Annotated in this window: 17 protein-coding genes; 10 read left to right on the top strand and 7 right to left on the bottom strand. The window is 73.7% G+C overall.

Annotation, left to right across the window (positions count from 1 at the left end):
• Nucleotides 1-40: 40 nt before the first annotated feature.
• Nucleotides 41-334: a DUF5955 family protein gene (locus ACFPP6_RS20685; RefSeq protein WP_382044391.1), complete on the top strand. Its 294-nt coding sequence runs from the start codon at nucleotides 41-43 to the stop codon at nucleotides 332-334.
• A gap of 642 nt (nucleotides 335-976) precedes the next feature.
• Here the strand turns inward: ACFPP6_RS20685 and ACFPP6_RS20680 are convergent.
• Nucleotides 977-1,768 carry an IclR family transcriptional regulator gene (locus ACFPP6_RS20680; RefSeq protein WP_382044388.1) on the bottom strand — a complete coding sequence of 264 codons (792 nt, stop codon included), beginning with the start codon at nucleotides 1,766-1,768 and terminating at the stop codon, nucleotides 977-979.
• Between the two features lie 155 nt (nucleotides 1,769-1,923).
• Here ACFPP6_RS20680 and allB point away from each other — a divergent pair, with 155 nt between their 5' ends.
• The gene (allB, locus tag ACFPP6_RS20675; protein ID WP_382044385.1) at nucleotides 1,924-3,270 is read left to right on the top strand and encodes an allantoinase AllB; all 1,347 of its coding nucleotides are present in this window, start codon (nucleotides 1,924-1,926) and stop codon (nucleotides 3,268-3,270) included.
• A complete protein-coding gene (alc, locus tag ACFPP6_RS20670; RefSeq protein ID WP_382044382.1) occupies nucleotides 3,267-4,430 on the top strand; it encodes an allantoicase in 1,164 nt (387 codons plus the stop codon). The genes allB and alc overlap by 4 nt, the downstream gene beginning before the upstream one ends.
• On the opposite strand, the gene ACFPP6_RS20665 is transcribed toward alc, so the two are convergent.
• From ACFPP6_RS20665 to ACFPP6_RS20650, 4 genes are all read right to left on the bottom strand, one after another.
• Nucleotides 4,411-4,956, bottom strand: coding sequence for a GNAT family N-acetyltransferase (locus tag ACFPP6_RS20665; RefSeq protein WP_382044379.1), 546 nt, complete (start codon nucleotides 4,954-4,956; stop codon nucleotides 4,411-4,413). The genes alc and ACFPP6_RS20665 overlap by 20 nt on opposite strands.
• A gap of 4 nt (nucleotides 4,957-4,960) precedes the next feature.
• Entirely contained in the window at nucleotides 4,961-5,620 is a 660-nt protein-coding gene (locus ACFPP6_RS20660; RefSeq protein WP_382044376.1) for a thiaminase II/PqqC family protein, read from the bottom strand.
• 139 nt (nucleotides 5,621-5,759) lie between these two features.
• The gene (locus ACFPP6_RS20655) at nucleotides 5,760-5,921 is read right to left on the bottom strand and encodes a DUF6126 family protein (RefSeq protein WP_160330199.1); all 162 of its coding nucleotides are present in this window, start codon (nucleotides 5,919-5,921) and stop codon (nucleotides 5,760-5,762) included.
• Nucleotides 5,918-6,544: a helix-turn-helix domain-containing protein gene (locus tag ACFPP6_RS20650; protein WP_382044373.1), complete on the bottom strand. Its 627-nt coding sequence runs from the start codon at nucleotides 6,542-6,544 to the stop codon at nucleotides 5,918-5,920. The genes ACFPP6_RS20655 and ACFPP6_RS20650 overlap by 4 nt, the downstream gene beginning before the upstream one ends.
• Before the next feature lie 192 nt (nucleotides 6,545-6,736).
• On the opposite strand from ACFPP6_RS20650, the gene ACFPP6_RS20645 reads away from it, so the two are divergent.
• From ACFPP6_RS20645 to ACFPP6_RS20635, 3 genes are all read left to right on the top strand, one after another.
• Nucleotides 6,737-7,192, top strand: coding sequence for a guanyl-specific ribonuclease (locus ACFPP6_RS20645; RefSeq protein ID WP_382044370.1), 456 nt, complete (start codon nucleotides 6,737-6,739; stop codon nucleotides 7,190-7,192).
• Nucleotides 7,193-7,312: 120 nt separating this feature from the next.
• On the top strand, nucleotides 7,313-9,124 hold the full coding sequence (locus tag ACFPP6_RS20640; protein ID WP_382044367.1) for a coagulation factor 5/8 type domain-containing protein: 1,812 nt from the start codon (nucleotides 7,313-7,315) through the stop codon (nucleotides 9,122-9,124).
• Between the two features lie 52 nt (nucleotides 9,125-9,176).
• Nucleotides 9,177-10,382: a cytochrome P450 family protein gene (locus ACFPP6_RS20635; RefSeq protein WP_382044364.1), complete on the top strand. Its 1,206-nt coding sequence runs from the start codon at nucleotides 9,177-9,179 to the stop codon at nucleotides 10,380-10,382.
• Between the two features lie 23 nt (nucleotides 10,383-10,405).
• On the opposite strand, the gene ACFPP6_RS20630 is transcribed toward ACFPP6_RS20635, so the two are convergent.
• Together ACFPP6_RS20630 and ACFPP6_RS20625 are read right to left on the bottom strand one after the other, a co-directional pair.
• Nucleotides 10,406-11,113: a DUF6875 domain-containing protein gene (locus ACFPP6_RS20630; protein WP_382044362.1), complete on the bottom strand. Its 708-nt coding sequence runs from the start codon at nucleotides 11,111-11,113 to the stop codon at nucleotides 10,406-10,408.
• 125 nt (nucleotides 11,114-11,238) lie between these two features.
• Nucleotides 11,239-11,868 (bottom strand): LysE family transporter, encoded by a 630-nt coding sequence (locus ACFPP6_RS20625; protein WP_336008378.1) that lies wholly within the window; start codon nucleotides 11,866-11,868, stop codon nucleotides 11,239-11,241.
• A 226-nt stretch (nucleotides 11,869-12,094) separates the two neighbouring features.
• On the opposite strand from ACFPP6_RS20625, the gene ACFPP6_RS20620 reads away from it, so the two are divergent.
• The 4 genes from ACFPP6_RS20620 (at nucleotide 12,095) to ACFPP6_RS20605 (ending at nucleotide 15,964) form a co-directional block, all read left to right on the top strand.
• Nucleotides 12,095-12,844: a GntR family transcriptional regulator gene (locus tag ACFPP6_RS20620; RefSeq protein WP_382044358.1), complete on the top strand. Its 750-nt coding sequence runs from the start codon at nucleotides 12,095-12,097 to the stop codon at nucleotides 12,842-12,844.
• 233 nt (nucleotides 12,845-13,077) lie between these two features.
• Nucleotides 13,078-14,091, top strand: coding sequence for a sugar ABC transporter substrate-binding protein (locus tag ACFPP6_RS20615; RefSeq protein ID WP_465269378.1), 1,014 nt, complete (start codon nucleotides 13,078-13,080; stop codon nucleotides 14,089-14,091).
• On the top strand, nucleotides 14,088-15,140 hold the full coding sequence (locus ACFPP6_RS20610; protein ID WP_382044355.1) for an ABC transporter permease: 1,053 nt from the start codon (nucleotides 14,088-14,090) through the stop codon (nucleotides 15,138-15,140). The genes ACFPP6_RS20615 and ACFPP6_RS20610 overlap by 4 nt, the downstream gene beginning before the upstream one ends.
• The gene (locus tag ACFPP6_RS20605) at nucleotides 15,137-15,964 is read left to right on the top strand and encodes an ATP-binding cassette domain-containing protein (RefSeq protein WP_382044352.1); all 828 of its coding nucleotides are present in this window, start codon (nucleotides 15,137-15,139) and stop codon (nucleotides 15,962-15,964) included. The genes ACFPP6_RS20610 and ACFPP6_RS20605 overlap by 4 nt, the downstream gene beginning before the upstream one ends.
• Nucleotides 15,965-16,054: the final 90 nt, after the last annotated feature.

Below are 16,054 nucleotides of genomic sequence, written 5' to 3'. Positions count from 1 at the left end.
TGCCGTGGCGGAAGGCGCCGTAGTGGCCGGAGATCCGAGGGTGAGCGAGCTGCGGGAAGCGGTCTCCCGGCTCCGCCGGGAGCTCGCGGGCCACCCCGCGCCGTTACCCGACCGCGACGCCGCGGAGGACGAGCTGGCGGCGCTCGACGCGATGGCCCGGGCCGGCGAACCGGAGATCTCGCGCCTGCGGCGCTCGCTGCTGCTGGTCGCGGGTGCGGTCGGCTCGGTGAGCGCCCTGTCGCCGACCTTGTCGGACCTCCGCACGGCAGTGGACCGCTTCGCGGCCCCCACCACCCCGGACGACCGGGTCCCTCCCCCGAGAGAGGTCACGTAACGCCGACACGGCACTGCCGGCCCTCCGCGGTGGCGGGGGCGGATGGCCGGCCCGGTGCCCGGAACGGGCAGCCGTTTCCGGCGCCGGGCGCGGCAGCTCTCTTCCGCCGCGACGGCGCCAAGCAGCAGTCAACCGTTCCGGCGGTGCCGTGCTTGCCGTCGTGTGACACCGCCGGGCTGCGCCGTTGTGGTTGCGCGCCGTGGCGGCGGGATGGGTGGGCCGGTCTCGGCCTTGTGGACGGGCTGCTGTTCGGGGCGCGACACCCGGCGCTCGGCTGCTTCCGGCGCCGGAGCGCGGCGTTCCCTTTCCGCCGCAGCGGCGCTCGGCCATATCCGGCCGTTCCGGCGGTGTCGTGCTTGCCGTGGGTGTGGCACCGCCGGGCTGCGCCGTTGTGGTTGCGCGCCGTGGCGGCGGGATGGACGGGCCGGCCTCGGCCTGGCCGCTGTTTCGGGCGCGGACGCCCGGCGCTCGGCCGCTTCCGATGCCGAGGCGCGCCTCTCATCCGCCGCGGCGGCGCCCAGCCGCAGTCGGCCGTTCCGGCGGTGCCGTACTGCCGGCGTCACAGCCGGGTGCCCGGGTGCCGCGGTCAGTGCCGTCAGGCCCGCGGCCGGGCCGGACCCGGACCCCCGCCGGGCACGCGGATCAAGCGAGCCCGGCGTTCGCTCCGGCGAGGTCCGTCGACAGGGCCGCCGCGACCTCCTTCAGGAGGGGGACGATGCGTTCCGTCGCCGCGTCCGTGACGCGGCCCGCCGGGCCGGAGATGGAGATGGCCGCCGTCGTGGGGGAGTCCGGCACCGGCACCGCGAGGCACCGCACGCCGATCTCCTGTTCGTTGTCGTCCACGGCGAAGCCGTTCTCGCGGACGCACCCGAGCGCCTCCAGGAAGCCCTCGGGCGTGGTGATGGTCTTCTCGGTGGCGGCCGGCATCCCCGTGCGGGCGAGGATGGAGCGCACCTCCTCGTCGGGGCTCTGCGCCAGCAGGGCCTTGCCCACGCCGGTGGTGTGCGGCAGCACGCGCCGCCCGACCTCGGTGAACATGCGCACCGAGTGCCGCGAGGGCACCTGCGCCACGTAGACGACCTCGTCGCCGTCGAGCAGCGCCATGTTCGCCGTCTCGCCGGTCTCCTCGACGAGCCGCGCCAGGTGGGGGCGGGCCCACGTGCCGAGGAGGCGGGAGGCGCTCTCGCCGAGGCGGATGAGCCGCGGCCCGAGCGCGTACCGCCGGTTCGGCTGCTGGCGGACGTATCCGCAGGCGACGAGCGTGCGCATCAGCCGGTGGATGGTCGGCAGCGGCAGCCCGCTGCTCGTGGCCAGCTCGCTCAGCCCGACCTCGCCGCCCGCGTCGGCCATCCGCTCCAGCAGGTCGAAGGCGCGCTCCAGGGACTGGACGCCTCCGCTGGGGGCGGGGGTGCGGGGCTCGGCGGACGGGGGCACGGCAGGTCCTTTCGGGTACGGGGTGGGAGCAGCCTACCGGGCTCGCGCGGCCCCCCTCCGCCCCCGGAGGTCTTGACGGGTGAGGGGAGCGACAGAAGACTGCCCCCACCGTCGTTCAACAGAACGTTGAATTTCCGGGAGGGGACGTGGCCGGCGTGTCCACGGAGGACCTGGTGCTGCGCTCGACGCGCGTCGTCACGCCGGAGGGCATCCGCCCGGCCTCGGTCGCCGTCGCGGGCGGCACGATCACCGCGGTCCGCCCCTACGAGGCGGAACCACCCCCGGGGACCACCGTGGTGGACCTGGGCGACGACGCCCTGCTCCCCGGCCTCGTGGACACCCACGTGCACGTGAACGACCCGGGCCGCACCGCCTGGGAGGGCTTCCGGCCGGCCACGCGCGCCGCCGCGGCCGGCGGCGTCACCACGCTCCTCGACATGCCGCTCAACAGCATCCCGCCCACCACCACCGTCGCCCACCTGCGGGTGAAGCAGGACGTGGCGCGGCCGGCCGCCCACGTGGACGTCGGCTTCTGGGGCGGCGCCGTGCCGGGGAACACGGGCGACCTACGCCCCCTGCACGACGCGGGCGTCTTCGGCTTCAAGGCGTTCCTGTCGCCCTCGGGCGTCGAGGAGTTCCCCGCCCTCGGCCCCGGCGACCTGGAGGCGGTCGCGGCGCGCGTCGCCGAGCTGGACGGCCTGCTGATCGTGCACGCCGAGGACCCCGCCCACCTGGAGCGCGCCCCGCAGCGCGGCGGCCCGCGCTACGCCGACTTCCTCGCCTCCCGCCCCCGCGCCGCCGAGAACGAGGCCGTCGCCCGTCTCGTCGCCGTCTCCCGGCGCCTGGGCACCCGTGTGCACGTCCTGCACCTGTCGTCCTCCGGCGCCCTCCCGCTGATCGCCGCGGCGAAGGCGGAGGGCGTCGCGGTCACCGCCGAGACCTGCCCGCACTTCCTGACGCTGACGGCCGAGGAAGTCCCGGACGGGGCCACCGAGTTCAAGTGCTGCCCGCCCATCCGGGAGGCCGCCAACCAGGACGCCCTGTGGGCGGCCCTGGCCGACGGCACGATCGACTGCGTCGTCTCCGACCACTCGCCCTGCACCACCGACCTCAAGGTCCCCGACTTCGGCACCGCCTGGGGCGGCATCGCGTCCCTGCAGCTCGGCCTCCCCGCCGTCTGGACCGCCGCCCGCCGCCGCGGGCACACCCTCGGAGACGTCGCCCGCTGGATGTCCACCGGCCCCGCGGCCCTCGCCGGCCTGCACCGCAAGGGAGCCGTCGAGCCGGGCCGCGACGCGGACTTCACCGTCCTCGCCCCCGAGGCCGCCTTCACGGTCGACCCGGGCGCACTCCACCACCGCAACCACGTCACCGCCTACGCCGGGAAGACCCTCCACGGCGTCGTGCGGTCCACCTGGCTGCGCGGCCGCAGGATCGCCCACGACGGCGCCCTCGCCGAGCAGCCCGCCGGCCTCCTCCTCGAAAGGCAGCGCAGCGCATGACGAGCACACCGGACGGCAGCCCCGGCATACCCTCCTTCGCGGGCGGCGCCGCACCGTACGCGGGCGGGGACCCGTACGCCGACTACCGCACCGCGGACCTCCCCTTCACCTCCCTGCCCGACCTCGCCGACCGCCGCCTCGGGGCGAGCGTCGTCGCCGCCAACGACGAGTTCTTCGCCGACCGCGAGAACCTCCTCACCCCCGCCCCCGCGCACTTCGACCCCGCCCTCTTCGGCCACAAGGGCAAGGTCATGGACGGCTGGGAGACCCGCCGCCGGCGCGGCCCGGACGCGGACCGCCCGCACCCCGCGGACGGCGACCACGACTGGGCGCTGATCCGCCTCGGCGCACCCGGCGTGATCCGCGGCCTCGTCGTCGACACCGCCCACTTCCGCGGCAACCACCCGCAGGCCGTCTCCGTCGAGGCCGCCCGCCTCCCGGGCACGCCCTCGCCCGGCGAACTGCTCGCCGACGACGTCAAGTGGACGGTCCTCGTGCCGCGCACGCCCGTCGGCGGCCACGCGGCCAACGGCTTCGCCGTCCGCTCCGGGGAGCGCTTCACCCACCTGAGGCTGTGCCAGTACCCCGACGGCGGCATCGCGCGGCTGCGGGTGCACGGCGAGGTGCGCCCCGACCCGGCCTGGCTCACCGCCCTCGGCACCTTCGACCTCGCCGCGCTGGAGAACGGCGGGCGCCCCGAGGACGCCTCGGACCGCTTCTACTCCTCCCCGCTCAACACCGTCCTGCCGGGCCCCTCGCGGAAGATGGACGACGGCTGGGAGACGCGCCGCCGCCGCGACCGGGGACACGACTGGGTGCGCTACCGCCTCACCGGGCAGGCCGTGCTGCGCGCCGTCGAGATCGACACCGGCTGCTACAAGGGCAACGCCGCGGGCTGGGCGGAGGTCTCCGCCCTCGACGCGGCCTCCGGCGCCGACCCGGCCGGCGGCTCTACCGGCTGGACGGTGGTCGTGCCCCGCACCCGCCTCCAGCCCGACGCGGTGCACCGCTTCCCCCTGGACGGCGCCCCGGTGGCGACTCACGTGCGCGTGGACATCCACCCGGACGGGGGCGTGGCACGGCTGCGCGTCCACGGCTCGCTGACGGAGGCGGGGGCGAGGGGCCTGCGCGGGGAGGGCCTCACAGCGGACGGCTCATGAACAGGGCCGTCTCGCCCTCCGAGGCCGTGCCCAGGTAGAGGGACGTGTCCAGCCCGCACAGGGCGAACCCCATGCGGCGGTAGGCCCGTACGGCCGGTGCGTTGACGTTCGTGACCTCCAGCCAGGCGGTACGGGCGCCCCGCTCCCGGCCGTGGGCCAGGGCGCGCTCCATGAGGCCGGGGCCGATGCCGCGGCCGCGGTGCCCGGGCGCCACCCTGATGTCGGCGATCACCAGCCGGTCGTTCCACGCCGAGTGGGTGAGGGTGACGGCACCGCACAGGGCGTCCCCGTCGAGGGCGACGATGACGTGGGCCTCCTCCTCGCCGTCCTCTTCGTCCTCGGCCGGGTAGACCTTGCGCAAGGGCGGGTCCACGGGCGCCTCGCGCAGCCGGAACCCCTCGCCGGACGCGCTGACTTCGAGGACGGTCGCCGTCGTGAAGGAGTTGTCGATCGCCTCGGCCGCGGCGTGCTCGCCGGGGAAGGCGGGGCGGTAGACGACGGCTGCGGGCTGTGCGGCTGCTGGCATGGTTTCACCGTACAGCGAGTCCGTCCCAGAACATCAACTCGTAGGCCTGGAGCAGCCGTCCGTAGCGGTGGGCCAGCGGCTCGGACAGCCGGCCGCCCGCCAGGCCGGCCTCCACGGCCTCGACGGACCGCTCCTCCACCTCGGGCGCGGGCCCGGCGAAGAAGTCGAAGAAGCCGCACGCGGGGTTGTCGAAGCCGTAGTGCTCGCGCAGGGCCGCGCCGACGGCGGCGCAGTAGCCGCCCCACGCCGCGAAGTTGGCGGTCAGGGCGACCGCCGCGTCGACGGGCTCGGCGTTGAGCGCGAGCCGGGCCACGTACGACGGGTAGGCCTGGCATTCCGGGCGCGGCTCGTGGGCGCGGACGGCCTCCTCGTCCAGCCCGCACGCGAGCGCCAGCGGCCCCAGCAGCGGCAGGGCCAGGTCCTCCCCCTGGGCGAGGGACTCGAAGAACCGGGCCGCGGCCGGGTCCCCGGCCGCGCGCCCGGCGAGGTGGGCGAAGCTGCGCCGGTCGGCGGCGATGACGTGGTGCTGCTCCAGGGCGAACGCGGCGATCACTTCGCGCGGGGCCTCGCCGGCGGAGATCAGCGGGACGAGCCGGTTGGCGCCTTCGCCGGGGGCGAGCCCCCGCACCGCGTCCGCCAGTACTTCCTGGGCCGTACGGGTCATCGCTCCGCCTTCCTGTCCCGGGACGGTCCGCGTGCTGCTCCCGCGATCGTAGTCCCGGGGCATGCCGTCCGCAGGCGGCGCGCGGACCGCCTCACCCGGGCGGGAGGGGCCGCCCCGGGAGGTCCGCCCGGCCCCGGCCTCACCCTCCGGCGAGGAAGAAGAGGAGGAAGAGGAAGGCGGCGAAGAAGTGGACGGCCACGAGGTAGATGACGACCCGGACGGTCATCCCCATGGGGGCCCGGTCCTCCTCGTCCATGCGCTTGCCGGTGTGCGCGGATGCGTCGTTCACGGCGTCGTTCACGGCATGTCCCTCCGAGTGGGAGCTGCGCCGCCGAGGCACAGCTCGGTCGCGCCGCTCTGCAGCAGCGTGTGCATGAACAGCAGGTCTGCGCCGCCGCGCGACGCGGCGGCGATGCGGTGCGGGGTGAGCGAGTCGAAGTGGGCGGCGTCGCCCGGGTCCAGGAGGTGGGTGCTCCCGCCCAGGGTGAGGCGCAGCCGCCCGCTCGTGACGTACAGCCACTCCTCGCCCGGGTGGATGCGCACCAGCTCCGCCTGGCCGCCCGCCTCCGGCGGCACGTGCAGGCGCAGGGCCTGCATGGCGCGGCCGGAGCCGCCGGCCCGCCAGTACGTCCAGCCCCCGGCCCGCTGGGGCTCCATGTGGCTCGCGCGCACGATGGGATCGCGCTCCGGCGCCGCCTCGCCCAGCAGGTCGGATACCGTTGTTCCGTAGGTGCGGGCCAGGGCCAGCAGCATCGGCAGCGACGGCGTCCGCCGGCCGGTCTCCAGCCGGGAGAGGTGGGCGGGGGAGAGGCCGACGCGGGCGGCGGCGGCCTCCAGCGTCAGCCCACTGCGGGTGCGCAGGTCACGCAGGCGCGGGGCCACGGTGGGCAGGTCGGCCGCGGGCTCGTCGGGCAGCGGTGTCATGCTTCCGGTATAGGACCGTTCCTGCCTGAAAGGCAAAAGTTTTGCCTCTGGGGCAAAGGCCCCGGACAGAGGTCCCGCAAAGGCTCCCGAGGCGAGGGAATCGCCCGGTCGGGCCACGTCCCCGGTTAACTCCTGGAAAACAGTCGGCGTTGTCGTTGACATGACAATAGCTACGCGCGTCATGCTGATCCCATGAAGGCAACCCCCCATCGCCCCACGCGCACTTCGCGCTTCGCCCGCACCGCCGTCCTCGCCGCGCTGGCCTCGGCGCTGTTCGCCGGCGGCACGGCCGTCGCCGCGCCGCTCGCCGCCCCGGCGGCCCCCGTGGCCGTCACCGCTGCGGCGCCGGCCGCCGTGAAGGCCGTCGGCGACATCTGCAAGTCGGCCCTGCCGTCCCAGGCCCACGACACGCTGCGCCTGATCGACGCCGGCGGCCCGTTCCCGTACCCCAAGGACGGCACGGTCTTCTCCAACCGCGAGGGCGTGCTGCCCAAGCACGACTCGGGCTACTACCACGAGTACACGGTCAAGACCCCCGACTCGCCCGACCGCGGTGCCCGCCGCATCGTCACCGGCCAGGGGGACCACGAGGACTACTACACCGGTGACCACTACCGGACGTTCAACCGGGTCGACTTCAGCTGCTGACCGGTCGTCATTTCGACGCCATCCGAGCGGATTCCGCTCACCAACCGTCTCCTCACGCTCGAAAACGGGTTTGATCCGGTCACCAGGCAGCCGACCGGCACGTGAGGAGACACCGGCCCCTTGTCCAGAACCCGGCCCGCGGGGTGCCGAGCCCGGCTCGGCACCCTCGCCCTGGCCGCCGTGGCCACCGCCTGTCTCGCCCTCGCCCCGCAGCGGCCGCCCGCGGCGCCCGCTGCGTCTGCCGCGCCCCGTGCACCCGGCGCCCCCGACCTCGGGCCGGGCGTCCACGTCTTCGACCCGGCCATGCCCCGGCAGCGGATCCAGCGCACGCTGGACGAGGTCTTCCGGCGGCAGGAGCGCGCCCAGTTCGGGCCCGGCCGCGAGGCGCTGCTGTTCAAGCCGGGCACCTACGACGTGGACGTCGACGTCGGCTTCTACACGCAGGTGGCGGGCCTGGGACTGCGGCCCGACGACGTCACGGTCAGAGGCGCGGTGCACGCCGAGGCCGACTGGTTCAAGGGCAACGCGACGCAGAACTTCTGGCGCGCCGCCGAGAACCTCTCCGTCACCCCCGCCTCCGGCGCCGACCGCTGGGCCGTCTCCCAGGCCGCCCCGTACCGCCGCATGCACCTGCGCGGCGACCTCCGCCTCGACGACGGCGGCTGGTCGAGCGGCGGGTTCACCGCCGACTCGCTGATCGACGGGAGGGTGTTCTCGGGGACGCAGCAGCAGTGGCTCACGCGCAACAGCGAGCTGCGCGGCGGCTGGTCCGGCGCCACCTGGAACATGGTGTTCGCCGGGGTGCGGGGCGCCCCGCCCACGACCTTCCCCGACCCGCCGCGCACCAGTGTCGGGCGCACCCCCGTCGTCCGCGAGAAGCCCTTCCTGCACGTCGACCGGTCGGGCGCCTACCGCGTCTTCGTCCCCGCCCTGCGCAGGGCCGCCCGGGGCACCACCTGGTCCGGCGGGACGGCCGGGCCCGGCGCCTCCCGCCCGCTCGGCCGCTTCTTCGTCGTCCGGCCGGGCACCGGCGCCGCCCGGATCAACGAGGCGCTCGCGCGGGGCAGGGACCTGCTGATCACGCCCGGCGTCCACCACCTCGACCGGCCCCTGCGCGTCACCCGCCCCGGCACCGTCGTCCTCGGCCTGGGGCTCGCCACGCTCGTGCCCGACCGGGGCACCGCCGCCCTGACCGTCGCCGACGTCGACGGCGTCCGCATCGCGGGCCTGCTCGTCGACGCCGGGCGCGCGGCCTCGCCGGTGCTGATGGAGATCGGCCCGCCCGGCGCCCGGCACCGCCACGCCGCCGACCCCGTCTCGCTGCACGACGTCTTCTTCCGCATCGGCGGCGCCGGTCCCGGACGGGCCGTCAGGAGCCTGGCGGTGCACAGCCCGGACGTGATCGGCGACAACCTGTGGCTGTGGCGGGCCGACCACGGCAGCGGCGTCGGATGGAACGTCAACACCGCCGCCGAGGGGCTGGTCGTCGACGGGGCGGACGTCACGATGTACGGCCTGTTCGTCGAGCACTACCAGCGGAACCAGACGCTGTGGAACGGCGAGGGCGGCCGTACGTACTTCTTCCAGAACGAGCTGCCCTACGACCCGCCCGGCCGCGCCGCCTGGAGCGACGGCCGGGCCACGGGCTACCCCGCCTACCGGGTCGCCCCCTCCGTGACCCGCCACGAGGCCTGGGGCCTGGGCAGCTACTGCCACTTCACGGCCGCGCCCGGGCTCGCGGCCGACCGCGCCTTCGCGGCGCCCCGCAGGCCCGGCGTGCGCCTGCACAGCCTCGTGGCCGTCTCGCTCGACGGCGGCTGCACGCTGCGTCACGTCGTCAACGACTCCGGAGGACCGGCCGGTGCCGCGGCCCGGGTCGCCACTCTCACCTCCTGGCCGGAAGGCGAACAGCTGTCCGGAAAGCGCCCTTGAGTCGATCACTCTCCGCAATTCATGATGATCTTCCGGAGCGAGGGGGGACGTCATGGGTGCGACCGAAGCAAGGGCGATCGTCGATCTGGAGGCCATGGGGGAGGAGTTCGCCCGGAATCCGCACCGGGTCTACGCGGGCCTGCGCGAGCAGGGCCCCGTGCACCGCGTGCGCATGCCGGAGGGGGCCGAGGCCTGGCTCGTCGTCGGCTACGACGAGGTGCGCGCCACGCTCAACGACCCCCGGCTGAGCAAGGACTGGGCGACGTCCAAGTCGGACATCAGCCTGATCCGGGCCTCCGTCGGGCCGAACATGCTCGTCCTGGACGCACCGGACCACACCCGGCTGCGCAAGCTCGTCGCCAAGGAGTTCACGCCGCGGCGCGTCGAGGGGATGGCGCCCCGCGTGCAGCAGATGACGGACGAGCTGCTCGACGCCATGCTGGCGGCGCCCGGCCGCCGCGCCGACCTGGTGGAGGCCCTGTCCTTCCCGCTGCCCATGGGCGTCATCTGCGACCTCCTCGGCGTGCCCGACCTCGACCGCGAGTCCTTCCGCCACTGGTCGAACATCGGCGTCGGCGCGGGCCCGGCCGAGGAGAAGGCGACCGCCGCCCGTGAGGTCACCGCCTATCTGAACGCGCTCATCGCCGCCAAGCGCCGGGACCCCGGCGACGACCTGATGAGCGCCCTGATCAGCGCCGCGGACGAGGGCGGCGACCGGCTCTCGCCCGAGGAGCTCCTCGGCACGGCCTGGCTGCTGCTCGTCGCGGGCCACGAGACCACGGTCAACCTGATCTCGAACGGCGTCCTCGCCCTCCTGCAGCACCCGGACCAGCTGGCCGCCCTGCGCGCCGACCCCGGCCTGCTGGACAACGCCGTCGAGGAGATGCTGCGCTACGACGGGCCGCTGGAGACCCCCACGTACCGCTTCACCACCGAGCCCCTGGAGATCGGCGGCACGCTCATACCCGGCGGGGGCGAGCTCGTGCTGCCCGTCCTGGCCGACGCCGACCGCGATCCGGACCGCTTCCCGGACGCCGCGCGGTTCGACATCCGCCGCGACGCCCGCGGCCACGTGGCCTTCGGCCACGGCATCCACTACTGCCTCGGCGCGCCGCTGGCCCGCCTGGAGGCCCGGGCCGCCATCGGCTCCCTGCTGGAGCGCTGCCCGGATCTCGCCCTGGACGCCCACCCGGACTCCCTCACCTGGCGCGAGGGCCTCCTCATCAGGGGCCCGCACCGGCTGCCCGTCCGCTTCTGAGGATGCCCGGCCGCCCTCCGGCCTCAGGCGGGCGGCGGGTGCCCCAGCTCGTCGCGGGCGCGCTCCAGTTCGACGCGGGCCCGCTGCCGGGCGACGGGGCTCGCCCCCGGCTGGTGCCTCAGGAAGGACTCGACGAAGCCTGCCCGCCGCGCCGGCGGGTAGCGCTGCTCGGCCAGGAACGGCAGGTCGTTGCCGACCATGCTGCGGGCCACGAGCAGCGGGGTGTCGCTGTGCAGCGGGCGGAAGTCGGGGTTGTGCAGCCCCGGCCCCGGGTGCCCGGGGAAGAACTCGCCGAGCATCATCCCCTCCGCCACGAACTCCGGTTTGAGCCGGTCGTGGACGCGGACCACCGTCGCGGCCGCCACCCCGGGCAGGACCAGGACTATGGTCTTGTCGATGGTGTGCTGGCCGCTGTGCGGCTCCATGGCCAGCCAGTGCGCCTTGAGCGCGGCGACGGCGGCCACGAGCCCGGCCTCGTCACGCACCGGCGGCTCGGCGAGCGCGTAGCGGATCAGCCCGAGCCGCTGGGAGAGCGGCACGAACGGGCAGACCGCCCCGCGGCGGCCGAGGTCGGGGTGCGGCCGGGCGACGTGTCCGGAGATCCATTCGTGGACGGGCCGCAGCAGCTCCTCCGCGGCGGCCTCCCGCTGGTCGTAGAGCCGGATGCGCGCGAGGCCGGAGTCCGCCCCGCCGCCGTCCGGGAGGGTGCAGTGATCGTTTCCGTGGTTCATGGGTTGTCCCCCCGTCACGGTCTCTTGTCGGTAAGAAAAACCCACCGGACCGGGATTGAGGTTGAGCGATCGGGGCAAAGTGGCACTTTTGCGCCCCTAGCGGGCGGCCGCCGGTACCAGAAGGGCTACGCCGTCAGTGCGGAGCCGAACTCCACCAGCAGTAAGGCCGAGGCCGCCAGCAGCAGTACGCCCGAGCCGCCGAGCAGCAGCCGGTAGCCGCGGGTGCCGATCCGGTGCCGCGCCCGGGCGACCACGACGGCGAGCGCGGCCTTGCTGCCGACCAGCAGCCCGTAGAAGCCGAAGAGGAAGCCGCCGGCGCCGGGCGGTCCGTTGCGCCAGGCGGCCACGAGCAGCGGCGCCCCCGTCGTCAGCCAGAACATCCACGGGTGCGGGCTGAGGAGGTTGACGAGCGCGCCCTGCCAGAGGGTCCGGCGGCCCTGGACCCGGGCCTCCGCGGTGTCGCACACCTCGGGCACCTCGGCCGTACGGGCCTCGCGCAGGGTCGAGACGGCCAGCCAGGCGAGGAAGAGGCCGCCGAGCACGCCGCCGCCGGCGATCGCCCGCTCGGGCAGCACGGCCAGCACGGTCACGGCCAGCACGATCACCGGCAGGTCGGTGAGCAGGGGCACGGCCGCCACGCGCAGCCCGACGCCGAGCCCGCCGCGCAGGGTCCCCGACAGCACCAGCGCGAGCAGCGGGCCCGGGCTGATCCCCGCGCTGAAGCCGAGCGCCACCCCCAGAGCCAGCTCTTCCACGGCGCCGCCCATCTCCCCTCACCGGCCCCCGCAGGGGCATAGGTGAAAATCAGTGGATATCCAGTGACATCAGTATTGAGATCTGTATTGCACAAGACGCCTGCAAGGGGCACGAGGTTGACGCCGCGGTCACTCGTATCGGTAACACCGGATACGCACCGTTGCATGTCCGGACAACCTGACCTTCGAACTTCCCGTCATCCGGTCCCGCGGCTAGGCTCCCTTCGTGGCGAACCAACCACCCCTCCAGTTCAGCCTGGACCGCAGCAGCCCCGTCCCGCTCTACTACCAGCTGTCCCAGCAGCTCGAAGCGGCGATCGAGCAGGGCGGGCTCGCTCCCGGCAGCCTGCTCGGCAACGAGATCGACCTCGCCGCGCGGCTCGGCCTGTCCCGGCCCACCGTCCGGCAGGCCATCCAGTCGCTGGTGGACAAGGGCCTGCTCATCCGCCGCCGCGGCGTCGGTACCCAGGTCCTGCACAGCCAGGTCAAGCGCCCCCTGGAGCTCAGCAGCCTCTACGACGACCTCGAAGCGGCGGGCCAGCAGCCCGCCACCCGGGTGCTGCACCACGGGACCGAGGCCGCCGCGGCGGGCGTCGCCGCGGCCCTCGGCGTGCCCGAGGGCACCGAGGTCCTGCGGATCGAGCGGCTGCGCCTCGCGCACGGCGAGCCCATGGCCCACCTGTGCAACCACCTGCCCGTGGGCCTCCTCGACGCCGGCCCCGCCCGCCTGGAGGAGACCGGCCTCTACCGCCTCATCCGTGCCGCCGGCATCACGCTGCACAGCGCCCGGCAGACGATCGGGGCCCGCGCCGCGACCGCCGAGGAGGGCGAGCGGCTGGCCGAGCCGGAGGGCGCGCCGCTGCTGACGATGGAGCGGACGACGTACGACGACACGGGGCGCGCCGTCGAGTACGGCTCGCACGTCTACCGCGCCTCGCGCTACTCCTTCGAGTTCCAGCTGCTGGTCCGCTCGTAGCGGCCCGCCCCGGCCCGGCCCCGTTACGTCATGCCGTCAGAATGTTCGGACAAAGCCTTGACGCAGTGGGGCGCCCGCCACTAGAACTCCACCCACATGCAGCAGCCCCCAGCGGTACCCGCTGAAGCCCCCGCGGTCAGCGGTGACGGATGGTGACGGATACTTGGGCGGTTGGGCCCGTCGGAATCGGGGTCCGGCCGCACCGTGACAGACAGTGAGAAGGGCAACTCCTCGTGGCAAGGGTTCGGACAGGCGTACGTGCGGTGAGCGCCGTGCTGGCAGCGGTGCTCGGCGCCACCCTGGCGGGGTGCAGCGCTACGGGCGGCAAGCGCGCGGAGGAGCGGGCGGCGGCCAAGGCCGCCCAGGGCCGCGCCGCGGTCGACACGCCCCGCTGGACCTTCGCGATGGTCACTCACTCGGGCGATGGCGACACCTTCTGGGACATCGTCCAGAGCGGCGCCAAGCAGGCGGCCGCGAAGGACAACATCAAATTCCTCTACGCCCATGACGTGGAGGGCAACAAGCAGGCGCAGAGCGTCCAGGCCATGATCGACCAGAAGGTCGACGGCCTGATCGTCACGCTCGCCAAGCCGGACGCCATGAAGGACGTCGTGGCCAAGGCCAAGAAGGCCGGCATCCCGGTGATCACCGTGAACTCGGGCTCCGACAAGTCCAAGGAGTTCGGCGCGCTCACCCACATCGGCCAGGACGAGGTCATCGCCGGCGAGGCCGTCGGCGAGCAGCTCAACGAGCGCGGGAAGAAGAAGGCGGTCTGCGTCCTGCACGAGCAGGGCAACGTCGGCCACGAGCAGCGCTGCGACGGCGTGAAGAAGTCCTTCAAGGGCGAGGTGCAGAACCTCTACGTCGAGGGCACGAACATGCCGGGCGTGCAGTCGTCCATCGAGGCGAAGCTGCAGTCCGACAAGGACATCGACGCCGTCGTCACGCTCGGCGCGCCCTTCGCCCCCACCGCGGTCAAGGCCGCCGAGCAGGCCGGCAGCAAGGCCGAGGTCGACACCTTCGACCTCAACGCCAAGGTCGCCGAGGCCCTGCAGTCCGGCAAGCTCGGCTTCGCCGTCGACCAGGACCCGTACCTGCAGGGCTACGAGGCCGTCGACCTGCTGTGGCTCTACCGCTACAACCGCGACATGCTCGGTGGCGGTCGCCCGGTCCTGACCGGCCCGCAGATCGTCACCAAGGACGACGCCAAGACCCTCGCCGAGTACGCCAAGCGGGGCACGCGATGAGCGCCCCCGCAACGGCCCCCGTCCAGGACGCCCCCGACGAACGGCTGGTGCACCGCTCGAACCTGCGCCGGCTGCTCGGCCGCCCCGAGCTCGGTGCGGTCGTCGGCGCGGTGGCGGTCTTCGTCTTCTTCTCGGTCGTCGCCGACAGCTTCCTGCAGACGTCGAGCCTGTCGACGGTGCTCTACGCCTCCTCGACCATCGGCATCATGGCCGTGCCCGTGGCGCTGCTGATGATCGGCGGCGAGTTCGACCTGTCGGCCGGTGTGATGGTGACCAGCGCCGCGCTGGTCTCCTCGATGTTCAGCTACCAGATGACGGCCAACGTCTGGGCCGGCGCCGGCGTCTCGCTGCTCGCCATGCTCGCCGTCGGCTTCTTCAACGGCTTCGTGCTCACCCGCACCAAGCTGCCCAGCTTCATCATCACGCTGGCCACCTTCCTGATGCTGACCGGTCTGAACCTGGGCTTCACCAAGCTGATCGGCGGCACCGTCTCCACCAAGACCATCGGGGACATGGAGGGCTTCGAGTCCGCCCGCACGGTCTTCGCCTCGCACCTGACGATCGGCGGCGTGGACCTCCAGGTCACCGTCCTGTGGTGGCTCGGCCTGGTGGCCCTGGCCACCTGGGTCCTGCTGCGCACCCGCGCCGGCAACTGGATCTTCGCGGTGGGCGGCAACTCCGAAGCGGCCCGCGCGGTCGGCGTCCCCGTCAAGGGCACCAAGATCGCCCTGTACATGGCGGTCGCCTTCTGCGCCTGGATCTCCGGCCAGCACCTGCTCATGTCGTACGACGTGGTGCAGTCCGGCGAGGGCGTCGGCAACGAACTCCTCTACATCATCGCGGCCGTCATCGGCGGCTGCCTGATGACCGGCGGCTACGGCTCCGCCATCGGCTCCGCGGTCGGCGCGTTCATCTTCGGCATGGCCAGCAAGGGCATCGTCTACGCGCAGTGGAACCCGGACTGGTTCAAGTTCTTCCTGGGCGCGATGCTGCTCCTGGCGACGCTGCTGAACGCCTGGGTGCGCAAGAGGGCGGAGGCCCGCAAATGAGTGATGCCGCCCTGGTCAAGCTGACCGGCGTCAGCAAGTTCTACGGGAACATCCGCGCCCTCGAAGGGGTCTCCCTGGAGGTCCACGCGGGCGAGATCACCTGTGTGCTCGGCGACAACGGCGCCGGCAAGTCCACCCTCATCAAGATCGTCGCGGGTCTGCACCAGCACGACGCCGGCAGCTTCGAGATCGAGGGCGAGGAGACGAAGCTCGCCTCCCCCCGCGAGGCCCTGGACCGCGGCATCGCCACGGTCTACCAGGACCTCGCGGTCGTCCCGCTCATGCCGGTCTGGCGGAACTTCTTCCTCGGCTCCGAGCCGGTGAAGGGCGCCGGCCCCTTCAAGCGGCTCGACGTGCAGCACATGCGCGAGACCACCCGCAGCGAGCTGCTGCGCATGGGCATCGACCTGCGCGACGTCGACCAGCCCATCGGCACCCTCTCCGGCGGCGAGCGGCAGTGCGTGGCCATCGCCCGGGCGGTCTACTTCGGCGCGAAGGTGCTCGTCCTCGACGAGCCGACCGCGGCGCTCGGCGTCAAGCAGTCGGGCGTGGTCCTGAAGTACGTGGCCGCGGCGCGCGACGCCGGCCTGGGCGTGGTGTTGATCACCCACAACCCGCACCACGCGTACCTGGTCGGTGACCGCTTCGTGCTGCTCAAGCGCGGTGCGATGGCCGGCAGCCACGCCAAGTCGGAGATCGCCCTCGACGAGCTCACCCGCCAGATGGCGGGCGGCAGCGAGCTCGAGCAGCTCAGCCACGAGCTGCAGCGGGCCCCCGGGCCGGACGTGATCGGCGGCAAACCGGTCGCCTCCGGCGAGGGGTGACGCAGCTCTCACGAAGCGGGCCCGCCGGCGGCGGGCCCGCTTCCCGCGATGCGGTACGCAACGCTTCCTTGAGGCACAATCGGCCACGAC

The organism is Streptomyces aureoversilis, from assembly GCF_042657885.1.
Taxonomy (GTDB): Bacteria; Actinomycetota; Actinomycetes; order Streptomycetales; family Streptomycetaceae; genus Streptomyces; species Streptomyces aureoversilis.
This window is presented reverse-complemented; position numbering and strand designations above follow the sequence as displayed.

What these genes read in the sequence shown, in the direction of transcription:
- alc (WP_382044382.1), top strand. Translation starts at nt 3,267, where the DNA reads ATGACGAGCACACCGGACGGCAGCCCCGGCATACCCTCCTTCGCGGGC.
- ACFPP6_RS20665 (WP_382044379.1), bottom strand. Translation starts at nt 4,956, where the DNA reads ATGCCAGCAGCCGCACAGCCCGCAGCCGTCGTCTACCGCCCCGCCTTC.
- ACFPP6_RS20660 (WP_382044376.1), bottom strand. Translation starts at nt 5,620, where the DNA reads ATGACCCGTACGGCCCAGGAAGTACTGGCGGACGCGGTGCGGGGGCTC.
- ACFPP6_RS20650 (WP_382044373.1), bottom strand. Translation starts at nt 6,544, where the DNA reads ATGACACCGCTGCCCGACGAGCCCGCGGCCGACCTGCCCACCGTGGCC.
- ACFPP6_RS20645 (WP_382044370.1), top strand. Translation starts at nt 6,737, where the DNA reads ATGAAGGCAACCCCCCATCGCCCCACGCGCACTTCGCGCTTCGCCCGC.
- ACFPP6_RS20635 (WP_382044364.1), top strand. Translation starts at nt 9,177, where the DNA reads ATGGGTGCGACCGAAGCAAGGGCGATCGTCGATCTGGAGGCCATGGGG.
- ACFPP6_RS20630 (WP_382044362.1), bottom strand. Translation starts at nt 11,113, where the DNA reads ATGAACCACGGAAACGATCACTGCACCCTCCCGGACGGCGGCGGGGCG.
- ACFPP6_RS20610 (WP_382044355.1), top strand. Translation starts at nt 14,088, where the DNA reads ATGAGCGCCCCCGCAACGGCCCCCGTCCAGGACGCCCCCGACGAACGG.
- ACFPP6_RS20605 (WP_382044352.1), top strand. Translation starts at nt 15,137, where the DNA reads ATGAGTGATGCCGCCCTGGTCAAGCTGACCGGCGTCAGCAAGTTCTAC.